Source organism: Rugamonas sp. GW822-FHT03B10, from assembly GCF_058801745.1.
On the sequence record NZ_JBXANP010000007.1, the window covers coordinates 276617 to 297857 of the forward strand.

21 protein-coding genes are annotated in these 21241 nt (G+C 68.9%); 16 read left to right on the forward strand and 5 right to left on the reverse strand.

The genetic code is table 11. The features are described from left to right. Nucleotides 1–97: 97 nt before the first annotated feature. Nucleotides 98–1648, forward strand: coding sequence for a beta-barrel assembly-enhancing protease (locus tag AC1RQG_RS14340; RefSeq protein ID WP_493132532.1), 1551 nt, complete (start codon nucleotides 98–100; stop codon nucleotides 1646–1648). A 147-nt stretch (nucleotides 1649–1795) separates the two neighbouring features. Here the strand turns inward: AC1RQG_RS14340 and AC1RQG_RS14345 are convergent, their stop codons facing one another. Genes AC1RQG_RS14345 through AC1RQG_RS14360 form a run of 4 tightly spaced genes read right to left on the reverse strand, consistent with a single transcriptional unit; the run spans nucleotide 1796 to nucleotide 4033 of the window. Beyond that, on the reverse strand, nucleotides 1796–2395 hold the full coding sequence (locus AC1RQG_RS14345) for a DUF2946 family protein (RefSeq protein WP_493132426.1): 600 nt from the start codon (nucleotides 2393–2395) through the stop codon (nucleotides 1796–1798). Between the two features lie 8 nt (nucleotides 2396–2403). Then, a complete protein-coding gene (locus tag AC1RQG_RS14350) occupies nucleotides 2404–3366 on the reverse strand; it encodes a YheT family hydrolase (protein ID WP_493132428.1) in 963 nt (320 codons plus the stop codon). Nucleotides 3367–3372: 6 nt separating this feature from the next. Next, entirely contained in the window at nucleotides 3373–3795 is a 423-nt protein-coding gene (locus AC1RQG_RS14355; RefSeq protein WP_493132430.1) for a YybH family protein, read from the reverse strand. A 31-nt stretch (nucleotides 3796–3826) separates the two neighbouring features. Next, nucleotides 3827–4033 (reverse strand): zinc-finger domain-containing protein, encoded by a 207-nt coding sequence (locus AC1RQG_RS14360; RefSeq protein ID WP_493132535.1) that lies wholly within the window; start codon nucleotides 4031–4033, stop codon nucleotides 3827–3829. Between the two features lie 293 nt (nucleotides 4034–4326). Here AC1RQG_RS14360 and AC1RQG_RS14365 point away from each other — a divergent pair, with 293 nt between their 5' ends. From AC1RQG_RS14365 to AC1RQG_RS14425, 13 genes are all read left to right on the forward strand, one after another. Continuing rightward, complete coding sequence (locus AC1RQG_RS14365) at nucleotides 4327–5061, forward strand: AzlC family ABC transporter permease (RefSeq protein ID WP_493132432.1); 735 nt, start codon at nucleotides 4327–4329, stop codon at nucleotides 5059–5061. Further along, on the forward strand, nucleotides 5061–5393 hold the full coding sequence (locus AC1RQG_RS14370; RefSeq protein WP_493132537.1) for an AzlD domain-containing protein: 333 nt from the start codon (nucleotides 5061–5063) through the stop codon (nucleotides 5391–5393). Before AC1RQG_RS14365 ends, AC1RQG_RS14370 begins: the two co-directional genes overlap by 1 nt. A gap of 68 nt (nucleotides 5394–5461) precedes the next feature. Beyond that, a complete protein-coding gene (locus tag AC1RQG_RS14375) occupies nucleotides 5462–6676 on the forward strand; it encodes a phosphoglycerate kinase (RefSeq protein WP_493132434.1) in 1215 nt (404 codons plus the stop codon). Nucleotides 6677–6814: 138 nt separating this feature from the next. Further along, complete coding sequence (gene pyk / locus AC1RQG_RS14380; protein ID WP_493132436.1) at nucleotides 6815–8263, forward strand: pyruvate kinase; 1449 nt, start codon at nucleotides 6815–6817, stop codon at nucleotides 8261–8263. Between the two features lie 151 nt (nucleotides 8264–8414). Then, entirely contained in the window at nucleotides 8415–9479 is a 1065-nt protein-coding gene (gene fba, locus AC1RQG_RS14385) for a class II fructose-bisphosphate aldolase (RefSeq protein ID WP_493132438.1), read from the forward strand. A gap of 91 nt (nucleotides 9480–9570) precedes the next feature. Beyond that, nucleotides 9571–10467, forward strand: coding sequence for a phosphoribosylaminoimidazolesuccinocarboxamide synthase (locus AC1RQG_RS14390; RefSeq protein ID WP_493132440.1), 897 nt, complete (start codon nucleotides 9571–9573; stop codon nucleotides 10465–10467). A gap of 2 nt (nucleotides 10468–10469) precedes the next feature. Then, nucleotides 10470–10970, forward strand: coding sequence for a 5-(carboxyamino)imidazole ribonucleotide mutase (gene purE / locus AC1RQG_RS14395; protein ID WP_493132442.1), 501 nt, complete (start codon nucleotides 10470–10472; stop codon nucleotides 10968–10970). A gap of 6 nt (nucleotides 10971–10976) precedes the next feature. After that, nucleotides 10977–12167, forward strand: coding sequence for a 5-(carboxyamino)imidazole ribonucleotide synthase (locus AC1RQG_RS14400; protein WP_493132443.1), 1191 nt, complete (start codon nucleotides 10977–10979; stop codon nucleotides 12165–12167). 86 nt (nucleotides 12168–12253) lie between these two features. Further along, complete coding sequence (locus tag AC1RQG_RS14405; RefSeq protein ID WP_493132539.1) at nucleotides 12254–13276, forward strand: L-threonylcarbamoyladenylate synthase; 1023 nt, start codon at nucleotides 12254–12256, stop codon at nucleotides 13274–13276. Nucleotides 13277–13358: 82 nt separating this feature from the next. Continuing rightward, nucleotides 13359–14933, forward strand: coding sequence for an alpha/beta hydrolase family protein (locus AC1RQG_RS14410; RefSeq protein WP_493132445.1), 1575 nt, complete (start codon nucleotides 13359–13361; stop codon nucleotides 14931–14933). 81 nt (nucleotides 14934–15014) lie between these two features. Next, a complete protein-coding gene (locus AC1RQG_RS14415; RefSeq protein ID WP_493132447.1) occupies nucleotides 15015–16568 on the forward strand; it encodes an alpha/beta hydrolase in 1554 nt (517 codons plus the stop codon). Between the two features lie 189 nt (nucleotides 16569–16757). Continuing rightward, entirely contained in the window at nucleotides 16758–18134 is a 1377-nt protein-coding gene (locus tag AC1RQG_RS14420; RefSeq protein ID WP_493132449.1) for an SGNH/GDSL hydrolase family protein, read from the forward strand. Between the two features lie 78 nt (nucleotides 18135–18212). Then, the gene (locus AC1RQG_RS14425; protein ID WP_493132451.1) at nucleotides 18213–18902 is read left to right on the forward strand and encodes an OmpW/AlkL family protein; all 690 of its coding nucleotides are present in this window, start codon (nucleotides 18213–18215) and stop codon (nucleotides 18900–18902) included. A 64-nt stretch (nucleotides 18903–18966) separates the two neighbouring features. On the opposite strand, the gene AC1RQG_RS14430 is transcribed toward AC1RQG_RS14425, so the two are convergent. After that, nucleotides 18967–19470, reverse strand: a complete 504-nt coding sequence (locus AC1RQG_RS14430; RefSeq protein ID WP_493132453.1) for a flavin reductase family protein — start codon at nucleotides 19468–19470, stop codon at nucleotides 18967–18969. Nucleotides 19471–19609: 139 nt separating this feature from the next. On the opposite strand from AC1RQG_RS14430, the gene msrA reads away from it, so the two are divergent. Next, nucleotides 19610–20161 (forward strand): peptide-methionine (S)-S-oxide reductase MsrA, encoded by a 552-nt coding sequence (gene msrA, locus AC1RQG_RS14435; protein WP_493132455.1) that lies wholly within the window; start codon nucleotides 19610–19612, stop codon nucleotides 20159–20161. Between the two features lie 24 nt (nucleotides 20162–20185). Next, nucleotides 20186–21229, forward strand: a complete 1044-nt coding sequence (locus AC1RQG_RS14440; RefSeq protein ID WP_493132457.1) for an HD domain-containing phosphohydrolase — start codon at nucleotides 20186–20188, stop codon at nucleotides 21227–21229. Nucleotides 21230–21241 lie beyond the last annotated feature (12 nt).

The following is a 21241-nucleotide window of genomic DNA, read 5'->3' on the forward strand; positions in this document are numbered from 1 at the left end:
AGATCGAATCCTCCCCCCCACCCAGGAGCGCCGGCCGCGCCGCGCGCCGCGCCTGCGCCTGCTGGCCGTGGCGCTGCTGTGCGTGCTGCCGCTGGGCATGGCGCAGACGGCGTTGCCGCCCGCGAAAATCCCCAACCTGCCCAACCTGGGCGACACCGAGCGCGAGGACTTGTCGCCGCTGATGGAGCGCAAGCTGGGCGAGGAGATCATGCGCGACATCCGGCGCGACCATGATTTCCTCGACGACGCGCCCATGCTCGAATACCTGAACAATTTCGGCAACGCGCTGGTCGAGGCCCGTCCCGGCGCGCGCGGCGAGGCCAGCTACGACTACTACTTCTTCGCCGTGCGCGATCCGCAGCTCAACGCGTTCGCGCTGCCGGGCGGCTTCATCGCCGTCCACTCGGCCCTGTTGCTGGCGGCCCAGAGCGAGGCCGAGCTGGCCTCCGTGCTCAGCCACGAGATCGGCCACGTGGTGCAGCGCCACATCGCCCGCTCGCTGGGCCAGCAGCGCCAGGACGCGCTGATCCCGCTGGCCGCCATCATCCTGGCGGCGCTGGCGTCCAAGGCCGGCGGCGACGCGGCCATGGGCGTGTTCCTGGGCGGCCAGGGCCTGGCCATCCAGCGACAGCTCAACTTCAGCCGCGACGCCGAGCGCGAGGCCGACCGCATCGGCTTCCAGATCATGGGCGCGGCCGGCTTCGACACCTCGGGCATGGTGGCCTTCTTCCAGCGGCTGCAGGCGGCCACCCGCAACTACAGCGACGTGGTGCCGGCCTACCTGCAAACCCACCCGCTGACGAGCGAGCGCATCGCCGACATCCAGGCCCGCATCCGCGAGCAACCGTACAAGCAGCGGCCCGACAGCCTCGACTTCCACCTGGTGCGGGCCCGCGCCCGCGTGCTGCAGGACGAATCGGCCCAGGGGCTGGACGCGGCCACCGCCTTCTTCCAGACCCAGCTTGAACAAGAGAACCGGCAGCAGGTGGCGTCGGCCAAGTACGGGCTGGCGTTCGTCGCCCTCAAGCGCGGCGACACGGCCACCGCCCAGCGCCTGCTGGACGAGGCGCGCGGCGCCATGCGCAAGCCGCCGCCGGCCGGCGTGTACGGCGCGGCGCCGGCGCCGGTGCCGAACCCCATCTTCGTCAGCATGGCGCTGGACATCAAACTGGCGCAGGACAACAACCCGGCCGTGATCGCCCAGGCCCTGACCGAGGCGGACGCGGCGCACCAGCAGTTCCCGCTGTCACGCGGCATCGCGCGCCAGTACGCGCAGGCGATGGTGGCGGCGGGCAAGCTGGAGCAGGCCGCCGCCTACCTGCGCGACCAGGTGCAGCAATACCGCGAGGAGCCGGCCTTGTATGATCTGCTGGCCAGCACCTACGCCAAGCAGGGCAAGGTGGCGTTGCAGCACATGGCGCTGGCCGAATCGTATGTGTTGCAGGGCGGCGTGTTGTCGGCGCTCGACCAGCTGGTGATCGCCCGCAAGGCGCCCGACGCCTCGTTCTACGACCAGGCCGTGATCGACGCGCGCGAGCGCGACTTGCAGGCGCGCCGGCGCGAGGAATTGAGCGCCAGGGGCAAGAAGGAAAACAAGGCCGCCGCCGGGCACGAGCATACGGCGCTGGCGCCGATGATGGGCCGCTAGAACAAGTGGCCCAAGGGCCATCAGGGGCATAAGGGTCTGACCCTCGGGTCAGACCCTGGTTTTAGGCGGCGCGCTGTCGGGCCATATCGAAGCCCAACCCGCAAACCGGGGCAGCCCCATGGGGGCCGACCCTTGACCCGCGGCGTCTCAGGGCGCAGGGCGGGGCACGAAGCCGTAGCGCGGCGCCAGCGCCGAGCGCGCCACGCGCTGCACGGGCAGCAACTGCCCACGGTCGCGCAGCGCGGGACCGGGACCGGCCGGCTCGCCGGACTGCTGCAGCCAGGCCAGCAGGGCGTCGTCGTCGGCCGCGTGGTCCGGCCATTCGAGGCGGGCCAGCACGTCGGCGCCGTCGCGGTCGTCGAGCTGGGCCAGCACGGCGCCGCTGCGCACGATCAACTCCCCCTGTTCCGTCATCAACGCCTCGTCGAGCGGCCCCAGCGCCTCGCCCGTGTGCAGACGCCAGCCCAGCGCGGGATCGGTGCGCACGATGTAGGGCGTCGCCTCCAGGTTCAGGTAGACCCGTTGCGGGCCGTTCTGGAAATACCAGCAGCCGCGTTCGTCGCTGCCGTAGTTGCGCGCGATGAAGCCGATCAGGGCCGCGTGCTGCAGCTTGTCGCCGGGCAGGTCCAGGTGCTGGGCGCGCTCGTCGCGCATGCGCCACTGGCCGCGCGCGTCGAGCGCCAGCCAGCCGTAGCAGTGCGGCACATTGGGCCATTTGGCCATCGCTTGCTTGACGATGTCATCCATATTTTCAGTCAGTGGGTGGCGGGGACAGGCGCCGCGCTGCCTTCGAGGAAGTGCAGCATGCGCTGCGGCAGCCAGTCGAGCCGGCCGGGCAGCCCGCCCACGGCGAAGCCGACGTGGCCGCCATGTTCAGGATAGTCCAATTGCACGCAGGCGGCGGCCCGGCGCGGCAGGTGGCGGCCCGGCAGGAAGGGATCGTTGAGCGCGTTGAGCACCAGGGTGGGCACGGTGATGTCGCCCAGCACATGGCGGGCGCTGGCCCGGTCCCAGTAGTCGTCGGTGTCGCGGTAGCCATGCAGCGGCGCCGTCACCACGTTGTCGAACGCGTACAGGTCGCGCGCGGCGCGCAGCGCGTCCAGGTCGAACAGGCCGGGAAACTGCCTGAGCTTGGCTTCGCACTTGGGCTTGAGCGTCTGCAGGAACATGCGGGTGTAGACCAGGTTGAAGCCGCGCGACAGGGCGATGCCGCCCTGGGCCAGGTCCAGCGGCGCCGACACGGAGCAGGCCGCGTCCACCCAGTCGGCCTGGTGCTGGGACTCGCCCAGCCAGCGCAGCAGGGCGTTGCCGCCCAGCGACACGCCGGCCACATAGAACCTGCCGCTGCCGCGCGCGCGCAGCTTGCGCACGATCCAGTCGATCTCGGCCGCGTCGCCCGAGTGGTAGAAACGGGGCGCCCGGTTCGGCTCCCCCGAGCAGCCGCGGAAATGGGGCACGGCGCCCGACCAGCCGCGCGCGGCCACGGCCGCCATCAGGGCGCGCGCGTAGTGGCTGCCGGACGAGCCTTCGAGGCCGTGGAACAGCACCACGAACGGCCGGCCCGGCTGGCCATCGACGAAATCGACGTCGATGAAGTCGCCGTCGGGCGCGTCCCACCGTTCGCGCCGGAACGCGACGGCCGGCTTGGGGATGCAGATGGCCGGGTAGATGGTTTGCAGGTGGCCGTTGGGCAGCCAGCGCGGGGCGGGATAGTGCATGCGGCCTCAGTGCAGGATCTGTCCCGGCGCCTCGGCCGGCGCCGCGCCCGGCGCCACGGACGCGTGGTGCAGCACGATGCGCCAGCCGCGCGGCGTTTTCACGTAGACGTTGGTGGCCAGCAAATGGGCCGGCTCGCCGGTGCCGGCCGTGGTGCCCTCGACCACCGTGTGCACCGAACTCATCAGGTTATGGGTTTCGTGCAGCTGCGCGGGCCGGATGTGCAGGCCGCCATGTTCGAGGATGGCGGCCCATGCTTCGCGGATGGCCGCGTGGCCGATCAGGCGCGGCCCGCCCGGATGGATGCAGACGATCTCCTCGTCGTCGGCCCACAGGGCCATCAGGGCGTCGAGATCGGCCCGGTTGAGCGCATCGTAGAACGCCGCTTCCACTTCGGCGGCGCTGCCATTGAGTTGTTTGCTGCGTTTCATGCGGGCTCCGGGCCGGGCGGATGGGGGGCGATCAGTGGTGCGGGACGACGGTGCCCGGCTTCAGGCGGTAGGCCGTGCCGCAGTACGGGCACTTGGCCACGCCGTCATGGTTGAATTCCAGGAAGACGCGCGGATGGGACGACCACAGCGGCATGGCCGGGTTGGGGCAGTGGGCGGGCAAATCCTTGCCTTCGAGCTCGACTGCGTTGGCGGCGGCGGGGGTGGTGGCGTGGGTCATCTGCGGGTTCTCCGTGAGGCTAAGGGACACGACGGCTCCCGGCTGGAAACCGCCAAACAAACTGCGATTTTAACGGATTCGCGCAACGGACAAAATTCATCGGTAAAATAGCGCCTTCATTATTCCCCTGCCGCCGGCGCGTGTTTTCATTCAGACAATGCCGGCGCCGCACTCCACATGACGCCACCAGCCGACCTGTCGACCGCCACCGCCATCCCCGTCACGCCGCCGATGGCCGTGGTCGCGGCGCGCCGCAGGCCGGCGCGCCGGCGCCGCTGTGGCGAGAAAACCACATGACCGAATTGACCCGCGCCGCCACCCCCTACGTCGCCGAGCATGACGAGCCGTCCTGGCGCGAAGGCTTGAAGACGGGCATGCCCACCCTGTTCGGGATCGGCGCCTGGGGCCTGGTGGTGGGCATCGCCATGGTCAAGACCGGCCTGACGGTGCCGCAGGCGCTGGCCATGACGCTGATCGTGTTCGCCGGCTCGGCCCAGCTGGCCTCGCTGCCGCTGATCGCCGCCCACGCCCCGATCTGGGTCATCTTCGCCACCGCGCTGGTGGTCAACCTGCGTTTCGTGATCTTTTCCGCGCTGCTGGCGCCCCATTTCGCCAACCTGCCGCTGCGCAACCGTTTCCTGCTCGGCTACGTGGCCGGCGACATGACGGTGGCGCTGTTCCTGCAAAAATACCCGAGCGAGGCGCCGCAGGTGGGCAAGCTGTCCTACCTGAAGGGCTTGCTGTACCCGAACTGGGCCGCCTGGCAGGTCGGCTCGATCGCCGGCATCTTCCTCGGCAGCGCCGTGCCGCCCGAATGGGGCCTCGGCTTCGCCGGCACGCTGGCCATCATCTGCATCACGGTGCCGCTGGTGGCCAGCCGCCCGGCCCTGTGCGGGGTGCTGGTGGCCGGGGCGGTGGCCGTGCTGGCCGCCGGCCTGCCGTACAAGCTGGGCCTGCTGGCCGCCGTGTTGCTGGGCATGGCGGCCGCCATGCTGGCGGAAGAACTGACCGACAAGAAGGAGCCATGATGGCCGACTGGGAAATCTGGGTCACGATAGGCGCGCTGGCGCTGGCCACGGCCTGCACCCGCAGCTCGTTCTGGCTGATCGGCCACCACATCACCATCCCGCGCCGGGTGCAGGACATGCTGCGCTACGCGCCCGCCTGCGCGCTGGCGGCCATCATCGCGCCCGACCTGTTGCTCAACAACGGGCAGCTGCAACTGGCGCCGGCCAACCTGAAGCTGGTGGCCGGCATCGCCGCCATCGTGTTTTATTTGCTGCGCCGCAATATGTTGCAAACCATCGTGTTCGGCATGGGCTGTTTCACGGCCCTGCGTTTGTTGCACGTGTTCTCATAAACGGTCAAGTGGGCGCGGCCTTGCGGTAAAATAGCGGTCTTTCTTTCAACTTTCCTCCTTGGGTAGCCATGCAAGCTGTTCTGAACTTTCTCCGCCTGCAAGACCTCGTCGCGCGCGATGCGCTGCGCGGCAAACGTGTCTTTATCCGTGCCGATCTGAACGTGCCGCAAGATGATGCGGGCCGCATCACGGAAGACACCCGCATCCGCGCCTCCGTGCCCGCCATCCGCGCCGCGCTCGACGCCGGCGCCAAGGTCATGGTCACGTCCCACCTGGGCCGTCCCACGGAAGGCGAGTTCAAGCCGGAAGACAGCCTGGCGCCGGTCGCCGTGCGCCTGGCCGAACTGCTGGGCCAGGGCGTGGAACTGAAACAGAACTGGGTCGACGGCGCCGGCCTCGACCAGCTGCAGGATGGCCAGGTGGTGCTGCTCGAAAACGTGCGCGTCAACCCGGGCGAGAAGAAGAACAGCGACGCGCTGGCCCAGAAGATGGCCGCCCTGTGCGACGTCTACGTGAACGACGCGTTCGGCACGGCCCACCGCGCAGAAGCCTCGACCCATGGCATCGCCAAGTTCGCCCCCATCGCCTGCGCCGGTCCGCTGCTGGCCGCCGAGCTCGATGCGCTGGGCAAGGCGCTGGGCGCCCCGGCCCGTCCGCTGCTGGCCATCGTGGCCGGCTCCAAGGTGTCGTCCAAGCTGTCGATCCTGAAGGCGCTGGCCGACAAGGTCGACAACCTGATCGTCGGCGGCGGCATCGCCAACACCTTCATGAAGGCCGTCGGCCTGAACGTCGGCAAGTCGCTGGTGGAAGCGGAACTGGTGGGCGAGGCCAAGGCCATCATCGACATGATGGCCGCGCGCGGCGCCCAGGTGCCGATTCCCGTCGACGTCGTGTGCGCCAAGGAGTTCTCGCCCACGGCCGCCGCCACCATCAAGGACGTGGCCGATGTGGCCGACGATGACATGATCCTCGACATCGGCCCGAAAACGGCCGCCACCCTGGCCGGCCAGATCGCAGCTGCCGGCACCGTGGTGTGGAACGGCCCGGTCGGCGTGTTCGAGTTCGACCAGTTCGGCGAAGGCACCAAGACGCTGGCCATGGCCATCGCCAACTCCAAGGCGTTCTCGATCGCCGGCGGCGGCGACACGCTGGCGGCGATTGCAAAGTACGACATTACCGATAAAATTGGTTATATCTCCACCGGCGGCGGCGCGTTCCTGGAATTCCTGGAAGGCAAAACCCTGCCGGCCGTGCAGATCCTGGTCGACCGCCACGCCAAATAAGCAACACAGCATCAAGGCAGCACAGCAACACGGCAACATGCAGCACCCGGGCGCGGCCCAACCGCCGCGCCGCCGTTGTTACCCGGCCCCGGGCCCGCGCCCGGGGGCGTCCGCCTGACCTAACGCGCAAGGAAACCTATGTCCCGTGGTACCAAAATCGTCGCAACGATAGGCCCCGCCTCCACCGACTTCAACATCCTGGTCCAGATGATCCGTGCCGGGGTGGATGTCGTACGCCTGAATTTTTCCCATGGCAAGGCGCAGGACCATATCGACCGCGCGCGGCTGGTGCGCGACGCGGCGGCCGAATGCGGCCGCGAGGTGGCGATCATGGCGGACATGCAGGGCCCCAAGATCCGGGTCGGCAAATTTGAGAACAACAAGATCGACCTGGCCAACGGCGACAAGTTCATCCTCGACGCCAAATGGGGCGAGAACGGTGAACTGGGCAACCAGCAGCGCGTGGGCCTCGACTACAAGGCCCTGCCGCGCGACCTGCACGCGGGCGACGTGCTGTTGCTCAACGACGGCCTGATCGTGCTGGTGGTCGACAGGATCGCCGGCCACGAGATCCACACCACCGTCAAGATCGGCGGCGAGCTGTCGAACAACAAGGGCATCAACCGCCAGGGCGGCGGCTTGACGGCGCCGGCCCTGACGGCCAAGGACATGGAGGACATCAAGACGGCCATGAGCTTCCAGGCCGACTACCTGGCCATCTCGTTCCCGAAAAGCGCGACCGACATGGAGATGGCGCGCCAGCTGGCCAACATCGCCGGCGAGCCGTATGGCCACAAGCCGATGATGATCGCCAAGATCGAGCGCGCCGAGGCGATTCCCGCGCTGGCCGACATCCTCAAGGCGTCCGACGGCATCATGGTGGCGCGCGGCGACCTGGCCGTGGAGGTCGGCAACGCGGCCGTGCCGGCGCTGCAGAAGCGCATGATCCGCATGGCGCGCGAGGCCAACAAGCTGGCCATCACGGCCACGCAGATGATGGAGTCGATGATCTTCAACGCCGTGCCCACGCGCGCCGAGGTGTCGGACGTGGCCAACGCCGTGCTCGACGGCACGGACGCCGTGATGGCGTCGGCCGAGACGGCCTCGGGCAAGTACCCGATCGAGACGGTGGAGATGATGGCCGCCATTTGCGAGCAGGCCGAGCAATCCGAATACAACAAGCTGGACGCCGATTTCCTCGACGCCACCTTCACCCGCATCGACCAGTCGATCGCCTACGGCGCGCTGTTCACGGCCCACCACCTGCGGGTGAAAGCCATCGTGGCGCTGACGGAGTCGGGCTCGACGGCGCTGTGGATGAGCCGCCACAGCATCGACACCCCGATCTACGCGCTCACGCCCAGCGTGACCACGCAGCGCAAGGCCGCGCTGTACCGCAACGTGCGCGCCTGTGCCCTGGAGCCCAAGGGCGACAGCGGCGTCGTGCTCAGGCAGGCGGAAGAAGTGATGCTGGCCAACGGCGTGGCCCAGAAGGGCGACCTGATCGTCGTCACCTGGGGCGAACCGATGGGCCAGGTCGGCGGCACCAACGCGCTGAAGATCGTCAAGGTCGGCGCGTTGGATTAAGTGACAGCCACCAAAGGTAAGCGGAAGTAAGAAGCAGAAGTAAGCGGAAGCAAACAGAATTCAGGCCCACCGGCCGCCGCCCGGGCGATCCGCCCGGCGCGCAGCACGGCCAGGTGGCCGACACAGTTTTTCTATAGTTGGAGTATTTACCATGTCTCTCGTATCCATGCGTCAATTGCTGGACCACGCCGCTGAAAACGGCTACGGTCTGCCTGCGTTCAACGTCAACAACCTGGAACAGGTGCAAGCCATCATGGCCGCCGCCGACGCCGTCGGCAGCCCCGTGATCATGCAGGCCTCGGCCGGCGCCCGCAAATACGCCGGTGAAGCGTTCCTGCGCCACCTGATCGACGCCGCCGTCGAAGCCTACCCGCACATCCCCGTCGTGATGCACCAGGACCACGGCCAGTCGCCGGCCGTGTGCCAGGCCGCGATCCGCTCCGGCTTCACCTCGGTGATGATGGACGGCTCGCTGGAAGCGGACGGCAAGTCGGTCGCCTCCTACGACTACAACGTGGAAGTGTCGCGCGAAGTGGTCAAGTTCTCGCACGCCATCGGCGTGACGGTGGAAGCGGAACTGGGCGTGCTCGGTTCGCTCGAAACCATGAAGGGCGACAAGGAAGACGGCCACGGCGCCGACGGCACCATGACCCGCGAACAGCTGCTGACGGACGTCAACCAGGCCGCCGACTTCGTGGCCCGCACCCAGTGCGACGCGCTGGCGATCGCCATCGGCACCTCGCACGGCGCCTACAAGTTCTCGCGCCAGCCCACCGGCGACATCCTGGCCATCGACCGCATCAAGGAGATCCATGCCCGCATCCCCAACACCCACCTGGTGATGCATGGTTCCTCGTCGGTGCCGCAGGACCTGCTGGCCATCATCCGCCAGTTCGGCGGCGACATGAAGGAAACCTACGGCGTGCCGGTCGAGGAAATCCAGGAAGGCATCCGTCACGGCGTGCGCAAGATCAACATCGACACCGACATCCGCCTGGCCATGACGGCCGCCGTGCGCAAGTTCATGTTCGAGAACCCCTCCAAGTTCGACCCGCGCGACTTCCTCAAGCCAGCCCGCCAGGCGGCCATGGAGATCTGCAAGGCCCGCTTCCTGGCGTTCGGCTGCGAAGGCCAGGCCGCCAAGATCAAGCCGATTCCGCTGGAAAAGATGGCCGAGCGCTACGCCGCCGGCAGCCTGGCCCAGGTTGTGAAGTAAAATCCCATCCGGACCGGGGCCGCACTGGCCCGGTCTTCCCAACCGGCGGGAGCCCTTCCCGCCGGTTCCGCTTACCAAGATATCGCCCGTTATGAACAGCCTCTACCAATCCTCCATCCAGTCCCTCCCTCTGTTGGGCCACGGCAAAGTCCGCGACAACTACGCCGTCGGCGACGATAAGATCCTGATCGTCACCACCGACCGCCTGTCGGCGTTCGACGTCGTGATGAACGAGCCCATCCCCGGCAAAGGCATGGTGCTGAACCAGATGAGCGACTTCTGGTTCGAAAAACTGGGCCACATCGTCCCCAACCACCTGACCGGCGTGGCGCCGGAGTCGGTGGTGGCGCCGTCGGAGGTGGAGCAGGTCAAGGGCCGGGCCGTGGTGGCCAAGCGCCTGCAGCCGATCATGGTGGAAGCCGTGGTGCGCGGCTACATCATCGGTTCGGGCTGGAAGGATTACCAGGCCACGGGCAGCATCTGCGGCATCAAGCTGCCGGCCGGCCTGCGCCAGGCCGACAAGCTGCCCGAGCCGCTGTTCACGCCGGCCGCCAAGGCCGACCTGGGCGAGCATGACGAGAACATCAGCTTCGCGGAGATGGAACAGCGCATCGGCGCCGAGCTGGCCGAGAAGATCCGCAGCATCAGCATCGCCCTGTACACGGCCGCCGCCGAGTACGCGGCCACGCGCGGCATCATCATCGCCGACACCAAGTTCGAATTCGGCCTCGACAAGGACGGCGTGCTGCACCTGATGGACGAGGTGCTGACGGCCGACTCGTCGCGCTTCTGGCCCGCCGATTCCTACGCGCCCGGCATGTCGCCACCGTCGTTCGACAAGCAGTTCGTGCGCGACTACCTGGAAACGCTGACCGATTGGAACAAGACGGCACCGGCGCCCGCGCTGCCGGCCGACGTGATCACCAAGACCCAGGCCAAGTACCTGGAGGCGATCGAGCGCCTGACCGGCCAGCCGCTGAAGGTGTGACGATGAGCGAACAGAACCAAGCACTGGTCGGCGTGATCATGGGCTCGTCCTCCGACTGGGACGTGATGCAGCACGCCGTGGCCATCCTCAAGCAATTCGGCGTGCCGCATGAGGCGCAAGTGATCTCCGCGCACCGCATGCCGGACCAGATGTTCAGCTACGCCGAGACGGCGCGCGCGCGCGGCCTGCGCGCCATCATCGCCGGCGCCGGCGGCGCCGCCCACCTGCCTGGCATGGTGGCGGCCAAGACCATCGTGCCGGTGCTGGGCGTGCCGGTGCCGTCCAAGTATTTGCGCGGCGAGGATTCGCTGCTGTCGATCGTGCAGATGCCCAAGGGCGTGCCGGTGTCTACCTTCGCCATCGGCGAGGCCGGCGCCGCCAACGCGGCCCTGACGGCCGTGGCCATCCTGGCCGCCACCGACGCCGCGCTGGCCGACCAACTGGAAGCGTTCCGCGCCCAGCAGACGGCCGCCGCACAAGCCATGACCTTGCCGCTAGCGTAATGTGTAATGAGTAAAGTAGATTCCTCTATTCTGTTGCCCGCGCCCGGCCATTGGCTGGGCGTGATGGGCGGCGGCCAGCTCGGCCGCATGTTCGCCCAGGCCGCCAACAGCCTCGGCTACCAGGTGGCCGTGCTGGAACCGGCCGCCGATTGCCCGGCCGGCCAAGTGGCCCAGCATCTGGTGCAGGCCGGCTATGCCGACGCGGCCGGCCTCGACGCGCTGGCCGCGCGCTGCCTGGCCGTCACCACCGAGTTCGAAAACGTGCCGGCCGACAGCCTGTCGCGGCTGGCCGAAAAAGTGTTCGTGGCGCCCAACGCGCATGGCGTGTCGGTGGCCCAGGACCGCATCGCGGAAAAGAAATTCTTCGTCGCCTGCGCGCCCAAGTCGGGCGTGCTGCCGGCGCCGCACAAGGTGATCGCGTCGTTCGACGACGTGGCCGCCATCGACGACGCGCTGCTGCCCGGCATCCTGAAAACCGTGCGCATGGGTTACGACGGCAAGGGCCAGGTGCGCGTCAAAACGCGCGAGGACGTGCGCGCCGCGTTCGAATCCATGGGGCAGGTCACCTGCCTGCTGGAGAAGATGCTGCCGCTGGCCTATGAAGTGTCGGTGCTGACGGCGCGCGGCGCCGACGGCGCCTCCGTGGTCTACCCGATCGCCGAGAACGTGCACCGCGACGGCATCCTGTTCACCACCACGGTGCCGGGTTCGAACGTGTCGGCCGACTGCGCGCGCAAGGCGCAGGACGCGGCGCGCGCCATGGTGGCCGAGCTTGGTTACGTGGGCGTGCTGTGCATCGAATTCTTCGTGCTCGACGACGGCACGCTGGTGGTCAACGAGATGGCGCCGCGTCCGCACAACAGCGGCCACTACACGATCGACGCCTGCGTCAGCAGCCAGTTCGAGCAGCAGGTGCGGGCCATGGCCGGCCTGCCGCTGGGCGAGGTGCGCCAGCATTCGCCGGCCGTGATGCTCAACATCCTCGGCGACCTGTGGTTCGACGGCGCCGGCGAGCAGCCGCGCGAGCCGGCCTGGGACCGCGTGCTGGCGCTGCCGGGCGCTTGCCTGCACCTGTACGGCAAGGACGATCCGCGCCGTGGCCGCAAGATGGGCCACCTGACCCTGATCGGCGCCACGCTGGAGCAGGCGCAGCAGCAGTTGCAGGCCGCTTGCGCCATCCTGGGCATCGCGCCGTGAGCGGTAACCAGCAACACGGCGCCGGCGCGACCGGCAACGCGGCCACCGATCCGGCCGCCGACCCGGCCGCGAAATTGACCGCGAACGTGCCCGCGAACGCCGCCGCCGACGCGGCCGCCATCAGCGCGGCCGCCGCGCTGCTGGAGGCCGGCCGGCTGGTCGCCTTCCCCACGGAGACCGTGTACGGCCTCGGCGCCGACGCGGAAAACCCGCAAGCCGTGGCCGCCATCTACGCGGCCAAGGGCCGGCCCCAGGACCATCCGGTGATCGTGCACGTGGCGCCCGGCGCCGACCTCGATTACTGGGTCAGCGAGGTGCCGGAAGCGGCGCGCAAGCTGGCGGCGGCGTTCTGGCCCGGTCCGCTGACGCTGATCCTCAAGCGCGCCAGCCACATTCCCGACGCCGTCTCCGGCGGCCAGGACACGGTCGGCGTGCGCTGCCCGTCGCACCCGGTCACCATCGCCTTGCTGCGCGCGTTCAAGGGCGGCAAGGGCGGGCTGGCCGCGCCGTCGGCCAACAAGTTCGGCAACGTCAGCCCCACCACGGCCCAGCACGTGCGCGACGAGTTCGGCGCCGAGCCGCTGCTGGCGGCCGTGCTCGACGGCGGCCCCAGCGAGGTCGGCATCGAATCGACCATCGTCGACCTGTCGCGGCTGGCCACGCACGGCCCGGTGCTGCTGCGGCCCGGCCACATCAGCGCCCAGCAGATCGCCGACGTGATCGGCCAGATGCCGGGCTTGCCGGACCAGAGCGCGCCGCGCGCGTCGGGCACGCTGGAATCGCACTACGCGCCGCACACGCCGGTGGCCATGCTGGCGCCGGATGCGTTGCCGGCCACGCTGGCCCGGCTGGAAGGCCTGGGCCGCAAGGTGGCCCTGATCGCGTACTCGGCCATCACCGGCGCCGGTCCGCGCGTGCGCCTGCCCGATGAGCCGGTCGGCTACGCGTACGGCCTGTACGCGGCGTTGCGCCAGCTCGACCAGAGTGGCGCCGATTTGATCCTGGTCGAAGCCCCACCACATGCGTTGCCCTGGCTGGGTGTAAATGATCGATTGCGGCGCGCAGCATTCGGATCTTCTGGTATTGTTGAGAGGTTCCTGCGCGCTTGATCACAAGCCCGTCGACATTGATGCGATATTAATGTTTTGATACGAACGGCCATGGCGCGCCTGACCAACCCAGGAGGCCGCCATGTGCACGTATCCGCTCGTCCCGCTCACTGTCGTGTCGCGTGCCGCTGTGGCGGCGCTGGCGTTGCTGACCGGCCTGGCCGGCGCGGCCAGCGCGGCGGAGAACGGCGGCGCCAGCGCGGCGGCGCCACCTGCCGCATCCACCGCATCCACCGCATCCGCCCCACCACTGCCCGCGCCCCCGGCCGGCACGCTGCTCGACGGCCCCACGCTGGTGCCGATCCCGCTCGGCGGCGGCGCCAGCGTGGACAGTCTGGAACCGGCCACGCTCAGCGCCGTCCTCAAGCGCGCGCAGGGCGGGGTGCTGATGGCGATCGCCGGCGAACCGCTGTGCAGCATCACCGTCTACAAGATGCGTTACGAGACGGGCGGCGGGCGCGGCGAGGCGACCGACGCCGGCGGCGTGCTGATGCTGCCCGGCGGCGACGACCAGCGCTGCATGGGCCCGCGTCCGGTGCTGCTGTACGCGCATGGCACGGTGCTCGACCGTAACTTCAGCATGGCCCGCCTGAACGGCGAAGCGCGGCTGGTGGCCGCCATGTTCGTGGCCCAGGGCTACATCGTCGTCGCGCCCGACTATGCCGGCTATGGCGTGTCGTCCTTGCCCTACCATCCCTACCTGAATGCCGACCAGCAGGCCGGCGACATGGCCGACGCGCTGCGCGCCGCCCGCGCGGCCTTGCCCAAACTGGGCGCGCGCACCTCGCAAAAACTGTTCGTGACCGGCTATTCGCAGGGCGGCTTCGTGGCCCTGGCCACGCAGCGCGCCATGCAGGACCGTTACGGCGACGAATTCCACGTCACGGCCACGGCCGGCCTGTCCGGCCCCTACGCCCTGCTGCAGATGGCGGACGACATCTTCAGCGGCCGCCCCAACGTCGGCATCACGGCCTATCTGCCGCTGCTGACCACGGCCGGCCAGAAGTCGGGCGCCACGCTGTACACCTCGCCGGCCGAGCTGTACGAGGAACCGTATGCGGATGGCATCGAATCGGTGCTGCCGGCCACCCAGCGCATGGACGACCTGATCAAGCAAGGCAAGCTGCCGGCCGGCGCCCTGTTCGCCGGCGACGCGCCGCCGCAAGGCGAGGCCGCGCCCACCCATTTCGCCGACAGCAATCTGGTGCGCACCAGCTACCGCAAGGCTTACCTGCAGGACGTGGCGGCCCACCCGTGCGGCACCGACCCGGCCCAGCCGCTGGCCTGCCACAGCGCCAACCGCCTGCGCCAGTGGCTGCGGAAAAACGACCTGCGCAGCTACCAGCCGCGCAGTCCGCTGCTGCTGTGCGGCGGCCAGCGCGACCCCGTGGTGCCGTTCGCCAACGCCAGCGCCGCGCGCGACTATTTCGCCGCCCACGGCGTGGCGCCCGTGCTGCTGGACCTGGAGGCGGCCGCCCCGGACGCCTACCAGGACATCCGCGCCGGCTTCGCCCGCGCCGTCGAGCGCACCGGGGCCGACGCCGCCGCGCACGACCACGATCCCCACAAGGCCGTGCTCGACAATTACCATGGCCGGCTCGTGGCCCAGTACTGCCTGATGGCGGCGCGGGAATTTTTCAGGGCGGCGGCGCCGTAACCTTGCCAATCTGCTATGCTTTGGAGATTGCCGGACGACCACAAGTGCGTCCGGCCATCCCGACTCCAGCAAGGAACCGCCATGCGCCCCCCGACCTCCCGCAGCAACCTGTCCCTTGTTTGCGCATCCGCGCTGTCGCTGGCCCTGCTCAGCGCCTGCGGCGGCGGTGGCGGCAGCAGCGGCCAGACCTCCGACGGCGGCGTGATCGTCGCGCCGCCACCGCCCACCACGCTGCGCGGCACCCTGATCGGCGCCGCCGCCGTCGTGCCCGTCACCGTCAACGGCGCCAGCGTGACCACACTGCAGCCGGCCGCCTTCACGCAATTGCTCGAGGCGTCCCAGAAGGGCAGCAGCACCCTCACCGGCACGCCGACCTGCGCCGTCACCACGTTCACGCTGAAATACCACACGGTGGGCGGCGCCGGCGAGGATACGGACGCGGCCACCGCCATCATGGTGCCGTCCGGCACCGACAGCGCGTGCACGGGCAACCGCCCCGTGCTGCTGTACGCGCATGGCACGTCCGTGCTCAAGCGCAACGACATGAGCGACCTGTCGGCCGCCGAGCCGCGCCTGGTGGCGGCCATGTACGCGGCCCAGGGCTACATCGTGGTGGCGCCCGATTACGCCGGCTACGCGGGCTCGTCGCTGTCCTACCATTCCTATCTGGATGGCAGCCAGCAGAGCAGCGACATGGTGGACGGCCTGCGCGCCGCGCGCAAGGTGTTCGCCACCATCGGCGCCCATCCATCGAGCCAGTTGCTGCTCACCGGCTATTCGCAGGGCGGCTACGTGGCGCTGGCCACCCAGCGCGCCATGCAGACCAGCTACCCCGGCGAATTCACGGTGACGGCCGCCGCGCCCATGTCGGGCCCGTATGCGCTGACCCAGTTCGGCGACGCCATCTTCGGCGGCGCGCCCACGCTGGGATCGGCCGCCTTCCTGCCCATGCTGATCAATGCCGGCCAGCACGCCAACGCCGGCCTGTACACGAGCACCAGCGACATCTACGAAGCGCCGTACGCGGCCGGCATCGCCGACCTGCTGCCCGGCGCGACCAGCCTGGGCGACCTGGTGGCGGCCGGCACGTTGCCGAACGACGTGCTGTTCGCCGCGGCATCGCTGCCGCAGGGCGACGGCTACGCCAGCTTCTTCGGCGCCGGCAACCTGGTCAGGACCAGCTACCGCGACGGCTACCTGGCCGACATGAACAGCCACCCGTGCGGCGTCAACAATGCCGACCCGCTCAACTGCATGCCCATGCACACGCTGCGCAAATGGCTGGTGAAGAACGATTTACGCAATTATGTGCCGGCCGTGCCCACACTGCTGTGCGGCGGCGCGCAAGACCCGGTGGTGCCGTTCCAGAACGCGACGGCCACGGCCGACTACTTCCAGGCCCATGGCATGACGGCCGCCAGCCTGACCGTGCTGGACCTGGAGAGCGGCATCATCGTCGACAGCTACGGTTCGACCCGGCTGGCATTCGAAGCGGCCAAGGCCTTGCTGCGCACCGCGTCCGGCGGCGGCGCGGCCGGCGACCAGGCCGTGCGCGCCAGCTATCACGCCGGCCTCGTCGCGCCGTTCTGCATGCGCGCCACGCGCGATTTCTTCCAGGCCAGGCTGAACCGCTAGCCGGCGGCCAGGGAAGTTGTCCATTCGACAGGGCGGCCGCACAGGCCGCCTTTATTTTGTAACAAGCCCGGCACTGTTGTGCGCCGGCCTATGCAAGGGACAGCAAGTTTGGCATATTGGTCGGGTTGTGAATAGCACGCGCGTGCTAATGACGTGCTCATAACCTCAAAAAAATCAACAGGAGACACAATGCGTCACACCAAACTTGCATTCGCCGCAATGGCCCTGGCCGTCCTCGCCGGTTGCGGCGGCAACGGCTCCGCGCCCGGCAACCAAACCCTTAAAGTCCAGTACAGCGCCCAGGTCACCTTCGGCGACAGCCTGTCCGACATCGGCACCTACGCCGTCGGCACGGTCAAGGCGCTGGGCGGCGGAAAATTCACCATCAACGGCGACAACACGGCCGTCAACCCCGCGCTGACGGGCCGCAACTGGACCGAACTGGTGGCGGCGCAGCTGGGCCTGCCGGCGCCATGCCCGGCCCAGACCGGCCTGGACGGCGACGCCAGCCAGGGCTTCTCGGTGCAGGTGGCGAACCACCCCGGCTGCTACGGCTATGCCCAGGGCGGCGCGCGCGTCACCAATCCCGTCGGCCCCGGCAACAAGCTGACCGGCAGCCCGCTGGGCAGCCTGACGGTGCCGGTCGTGACCCAGGTGGCCAACCACCTGGCGGCCACGGGCGGCAAGTTCAAGGGCGACGAGATGGTGCTCGTCATGGCCGGCGGCAACGATGTACTGATCCAGCTGGCCCAGCTGTCGGCCGCCGCCACGGCGGCTGGCACGGCGGCCGGCACCAGCGCCTACGCGACCAGCCTGGTCGGCCAGCTGGCGGCCGGCGCCACCGACCCGCAGTCGGCGGCCCAGGCCATCAGCGTCGCCATGGCGACCGAGGCCGCGCGGCCCGGCCACACGGACGCCAGCGTGACCCAGGCCGCCATCGGCGCGGCCGCCGTCCAGCCCGGCGACTCGGCCGTGGCCTCGCCGGCCGTGTATGGCCCCATGGTAACCAAGGCCCAGGCGGACGCCGCCGCCGCCGGCGCCAAGGCCGGCGCCGATTACGCGGCCGCCCACGGTCCGGAGCTGATCGCCGCCCTGGGCCAGGCCGGCACCGAGCTGGCGACCCTGGTCAAGACCCAGATCGTCGGCAACGGCGCCAACTACGTGGTCGTCAACAACCTGCCGGACGTGGCCTCCACGCCGTCCGGACGCAGCCAGGGGGCCACCACCCAGGCCCTGATCAACGCCATGGTGGGCGCCTTCAACACCGCCCTCAGCAACGGCCTGGCCGGCGAAGCCAAGGTGGTGCTGGTGGACGTGTTCGCCGTCAGCCACGACGAGGCCATCAATCCCGGCCCCTACGGCCTGACCAATGTGACCGACACGGCGTGCGATCTGAGCCCGGCCAGGAACCCGCTCGGCAGCTCGCTGGTGTGCAACGGTTCCAACCTCAAAGCGGGCGACGTCAGCCACTACTTCTTCGCCGACGACGTGCACCCGACCCCGTTCACCAACCTGCTGCTGGCGCGCTTCGTGGCCGAGAAGCTGGTGATCAAGGGCTGGCTGTAAGGCCGCGCCGGGCCGCCCGCGGGCGGCCCCGGGCAACAGGCCGGCGACGGCCACGCACACAACGAATCTGGAGACACTATGAAAGAGCGCAACAACACCATCGGCAAGACGCTGCAACTGCTGGCGCTGGCGGCCGCCATGACGGCCGCCTCGGCGGCGTCGGCGCAAAGCGCGGGCAACTGGCTGGGCACGCTGGGCATCAACAAGATCACCCCCAAGGTCGACAGCGGCGACGTGTCGGCGCCGGCGCTGCCGCACACCAAGGCCGACGTGGAATCGGACACCAAGCCCCGCTTCACGGTGGCCTATATGTACACCGATAACATCTCCACCGAGCTGGACCTGGGGCTGCCCTACAAGCATGACCTGATCGGCGCCGGCGCCATCGAGGGCACGGGCAAGGTGGGCAGCTCCGAGGTGCTGCCGCCCACCATCTTCGCCCAGTACCGCTTCCTGCCGCCGGCCGCCACCGTGCGCCCTTATGTGGGCCTGGGCCTGACGTACGCCTACTTCCAGAAGGAGCGCGGCTCGGCGCAGTTGACGGCGCTGCTCAACACGGGCGGCCCCGGCAGCAGCTTCAAGCTGGACAACAAGTTCGCCGCCAGCGTCCAGTTGGGCGGCACGGCGCGCATCAACCAGCGCTGGTTCGTCGACGCCACCGTCATCAAGACCTTCCTGAAGACCAAGGTGCACTTCTCGACCGGCCAATTGCAGGATGTGCGGCTCGACCCGCTGGCCGTCAGCGTCAGCGTCGGCTACCAGTTCTGACCGCCCGGGGCGGCACCGGACCAACCCGCCAGCCGGCGGGTTTTTTTTTGTTGGGGCGCCCGGCTCAGGCCAGGCTGTGGAACTGGCCGCCGTGGAAGATGAGCGGCGGGCGCGGGATGAATTCGCAATGCTCGACCTCGCCCACGAAGATCACGTGGTCGCCCTCCGGATAGCGGCTGCGGTTGTGGCATTCGAACCACGCGCAGGCGCCCGTGAGGATGGGCTGCCCGGTGCGCGACAGCTCGTACGGCACCGTGTCCCACGGATAATCGCCGCGGCTGGAGAACACCTTGGCCAGGTGCGCCTGGTCGGCCGCCAGCACATTGATCACGTAGTGCGAATTGCCGCTGAAGATGGGCATGCTGTTGGCGCTCGCGCCCAGGCTCCACAACACCAGCGGCGGCGTCAGCGAGACGGAGTTGAAGGAGCTGGCCGTGAGGCCACGGAAGCTGCCATCGGCCAGCCGGGTGGTGATGACGGTGACGCCGGTGGCGAACTGTCCCAGCGCCTGGCGGAAGTGACCGGAGTCGAACGTGGGCGCCGGGGCGCGCGGGGAGCGAGTATTCATGAGTTGCCTGTGTCTTTCCGCCATTATGCCAAAGAATCACAGGGGCCATGGCAATCACCGCGTTTTCTGTAATAGGTGCGCGGCCCCGCCGTTTGCGTTACAGTTAGTCTCATCGAACAGCCGACGAGCAGGGGATGTCATGACGAGCAACACGGGGGCGGCGGCCGCGACGGAAACGGCGGTGCTGGGGGGAGGATGTTTCTGGTGCCTGGAGGCGGTGTTCCAGGAGGTGGCCGGCGTGCTGCACGTCGAGTCCGGCTACACGGGTGGCGCCCAGCCCGATCCCACCTACGAGCAAGTGTGCAGCGGCGCCACGGGCCATGCGGAAGTGGTGAAGCTCGAATTCGACCCGGCCGTGATCGGCTACCGCGAGCTGCTCGAAATCTTCTTCACCATCCACGACCCCACCACGCTGAACCGCCAGGGCAACGACGTGGGCACCCAATACCGCTCCGTCATCTACCACCAGTCACCGGAACAGGAGGCGACGGCGCGCCAGGTGATCGCCGCCATGGCCCACGTGTGGGACGCGCCCATCGTCACCGAGCTGGCGCCGGCCCAGCCCTACTACAAGGCCGAGGATTACCACCAGGACTACTTCCGCCAGCACCCGCTGCAAGGCTATTGCGCCTTCGTGGTGGCGCCCAAGGTGGCCAAGTTCCGCAAGACTTACGGCGAACGCCGCAAGTAACCATCCCCTCACGGCGGAGCGCGCATGAAGGTAGTCATCGTCGACGACACCCACATCAATCTGGTGCTGATGTCGCGCCTGATCGACAAGCTCGACGGCGTGGGCACCGTCACGTTCCAGTCCGCGCGCGCGGCGCTGGACTGGTGCAACAGCCATCCCTACGACTTGCTGATCGTCGACTACATGATGCCCGACCTGAACGGCCTGGAACTGATCGCCGGGCTGCAGGCGCCCGTCGATGAACGCCCGCCGGTGCTGATGGTGACGGCCAGCGTGGACGTCGAGGTGCGGCACCGGGCGCTCGAGAACGGCGCCAGCGACTTCCTCATCAAGCCGATCGACAAGGTCGAATTCCTGGCCCGCACGCGCAACATGCTGGCGCTGCGGCGCGCCAGCGTGAGCCTGCGGCACCGCGCCAGCTGGCTGGCCGAGGAGGTCAGCAAGGCCACGGCCGAACTGCGCGCGCGCGAGCAGGAAACCATCATGCTGCTGTGCCGCGCGTCCGAATACCGCGACCCGGAGACGGGCGCCCACATCCAGCGCATGGCCCATTACTCGTGCCTGATCGCGGCCGAGCTGGGCCTGCCGCCCGGGCAGCAGCAGGACATCCTCAACGCCGCGCCCATGCACGACATCGGCAAGGTCGGCACGCCCGACCACATCCTGCTCAAGCCGGGCCGGCTCGACCCCGAGGAGATGACCATCATGCGCCTGCACGCGGCCATCGGCTACCAGATCCTCAAGGATTGCCAGGCGCCGATGCTGCGGCTGGCGGCCCAGATCGCCCTCAGCCACCACGAGCGCTACGACGGCGGCGGCTACCCGCACGGCCTGGCCGGCGACGATATCCCGCTGGTGGGCCGCATCGTGGCCGTGGCCGACGTGTTCGACGCGCTCACCAGCGTGCGCCCGTACAAGCAGGCGTGGACCATGGAGGCGGCCCGGCAGCACCTGATCGACAACTGCGGCGGCCATTTCGACCCGCAATGCGTGCAGGCGCTGCTGCGGCGCTGGAGCGACGTGCAGGCCATCCGCGCCCGCTACCAGGACGAGGGGACGCCGGCCTGAGCCGGCGCCATC

What these genes read in the sequence shown, in the direction of transcription:
- AC1RQG_RS14375 (WP_493132434.1), top strand. Translation starts at nt 5,462, where the DNA reads ATGCAAGCTGTTCTGAACTTTCTCCGCCTGCAAGACCTCGTCGCGCGC.
- msrA (WP_493132455.1), top strand. Translation starts at nt 19,610, where the DNA reads ATGACGAGCAACACGGGGGCGGCGGCCGCGACGGAAACGGCGGTGCTG.
- purE (WP_493132442.1), top strand. Translation starts at nt 10,470, where the DNA reads ATGAGCGAACAGAACCAAGCACTGGTCGGCGTGATCATGGGCTCGTCC.
- AC1RQG_RS14430 (WP_493132453.1), bottom strand. Translation starts at nt 19,470, where the DNA reads ATGAATACTCGCTCCCCGCGCGCCCCGGCGCCCACGTTCGACTCCGGT.
- AC1RQG_RS14360 (WP_493132535.1), bottom strand. Translation starts at nt 4,033, where the DNA reads ATGACCCACGCCACCACCCCCGCCGCCGCCAACGCAGTCGAGCTCGAA.
- AC1RQG_RS14350 (WP_493132428.1), bottom strand. Translation starts at nt 3,366, where the DNA reads ATGCACTATCCCGCCCCGCGCTGGCTGCCCAACGGCCACCTGCAAACC.
- AC1RQG_RS14415 (WP_493132447.1), top strand. Translation starts at nt 15,015, where the DNA reads ATGCGCCCCCCGACCTCCCGCAGCAACCTGTCCCTTGTTTGCGCATCC.
- fba (WP_493132438.1), top strand. Translation starts at nt 8,415, where the DNA reads ATGTCTCTCGTATCCATGCGTCAATTGCTGGACCACGCCGCTGAAAAC.
- AC1RQG_RS14420 (WP_493132449.1), top strand. Translation starts at nt 16,758, where the DNA reads ATGCGTCACACCAAACTTGCATTCGCCGCAATGGCCCTGGCCGTCCTC.
- AC1RQG_RS14345 (WP_493132426.1), bottom strand. Translation starts at nt 2,395, where the DNA reads ATGGATGACATCGTCAAGCAAGCGATGGCCAAATGGCCCAATGTGCCG.
- AC1RQG_RS14410 (WP_493132445.1), top strand. Translation starts at nt 13,359, where the DNA reads ATGTGCACGTATCCGCTCGTCCCGCTCACTGTCGTGTCGCGTGCCGCT.
- AC1RQG_RS14370 (WP_493132537.1), top strand. Translation starts at nt 5,061, where the DNA reads ATGGCCGACTGGGAAATCTGGGTCACGATAGGCGCGCTGGCGCTGGCC.
- AC1RQG_RS14340 (WP_493132532.1), top strand. Translation starts at nt 98, where the DNA reads ATGGCGCAGACGGCGTTGCCGCCCGCGAAAATCCCCAACCTGCCCAAC.
- AC1RQG_RS14425 (WP_493132451.1), top strand. Translation starts at nt 18,213, where the DNA reads ATGAAAGAGCGCAACAACACCATCGGCAAGACGCTGCAACTGCTGGCG.
- AC1RQG_RS14355 (WP_493132430.1), bottom strand. Translation starts at nt 3,795, where the DNA reads ATGAAACGCAGCAAACAACTCAATGGCAGCGCCGCCGAAGTGGAAGCG.
- AC1RQG_RS14400 (WP_493132443.1), top strand. Translation starts at nt 10,977, where the DNA reads ATGAGTAAAGTAGATTCCTCTATTCTGTTGCCCGCGCCCGGCCATTGG.
- AC1RQG_RS14390 (WP_493132440.1), top strand. Translation starts at nt 9,571, where the DNA reads ATGAACAGCCTCTACCAATCCTCCATCCAGTCCCTCCCTCTGTTGGGC.
- AC1RQG_RS14440 (WP_493132457.1), top strand. Translation starts at nt 20,186, where the DNA reads ATGAAGGTAGTCATCGTCGACGACACCCACATCAATCTGGTGCTGATG.
- AC1RQG_RS14365 (WP_493132432.1), top strand. Translation starts at nt 4,327, where the DNA reads ATGACCGAATTGACCCGCGCCGCCACCCCCTACGTCGCCGAGCATGAC.
- pyk (WP_493132436.1), top strand. Translation starts at nt 6,815, where the DNA reads ATGTCCCGTGGTACCAAAATCGTCGCAACGATAGGCCCCGCCTCCACC.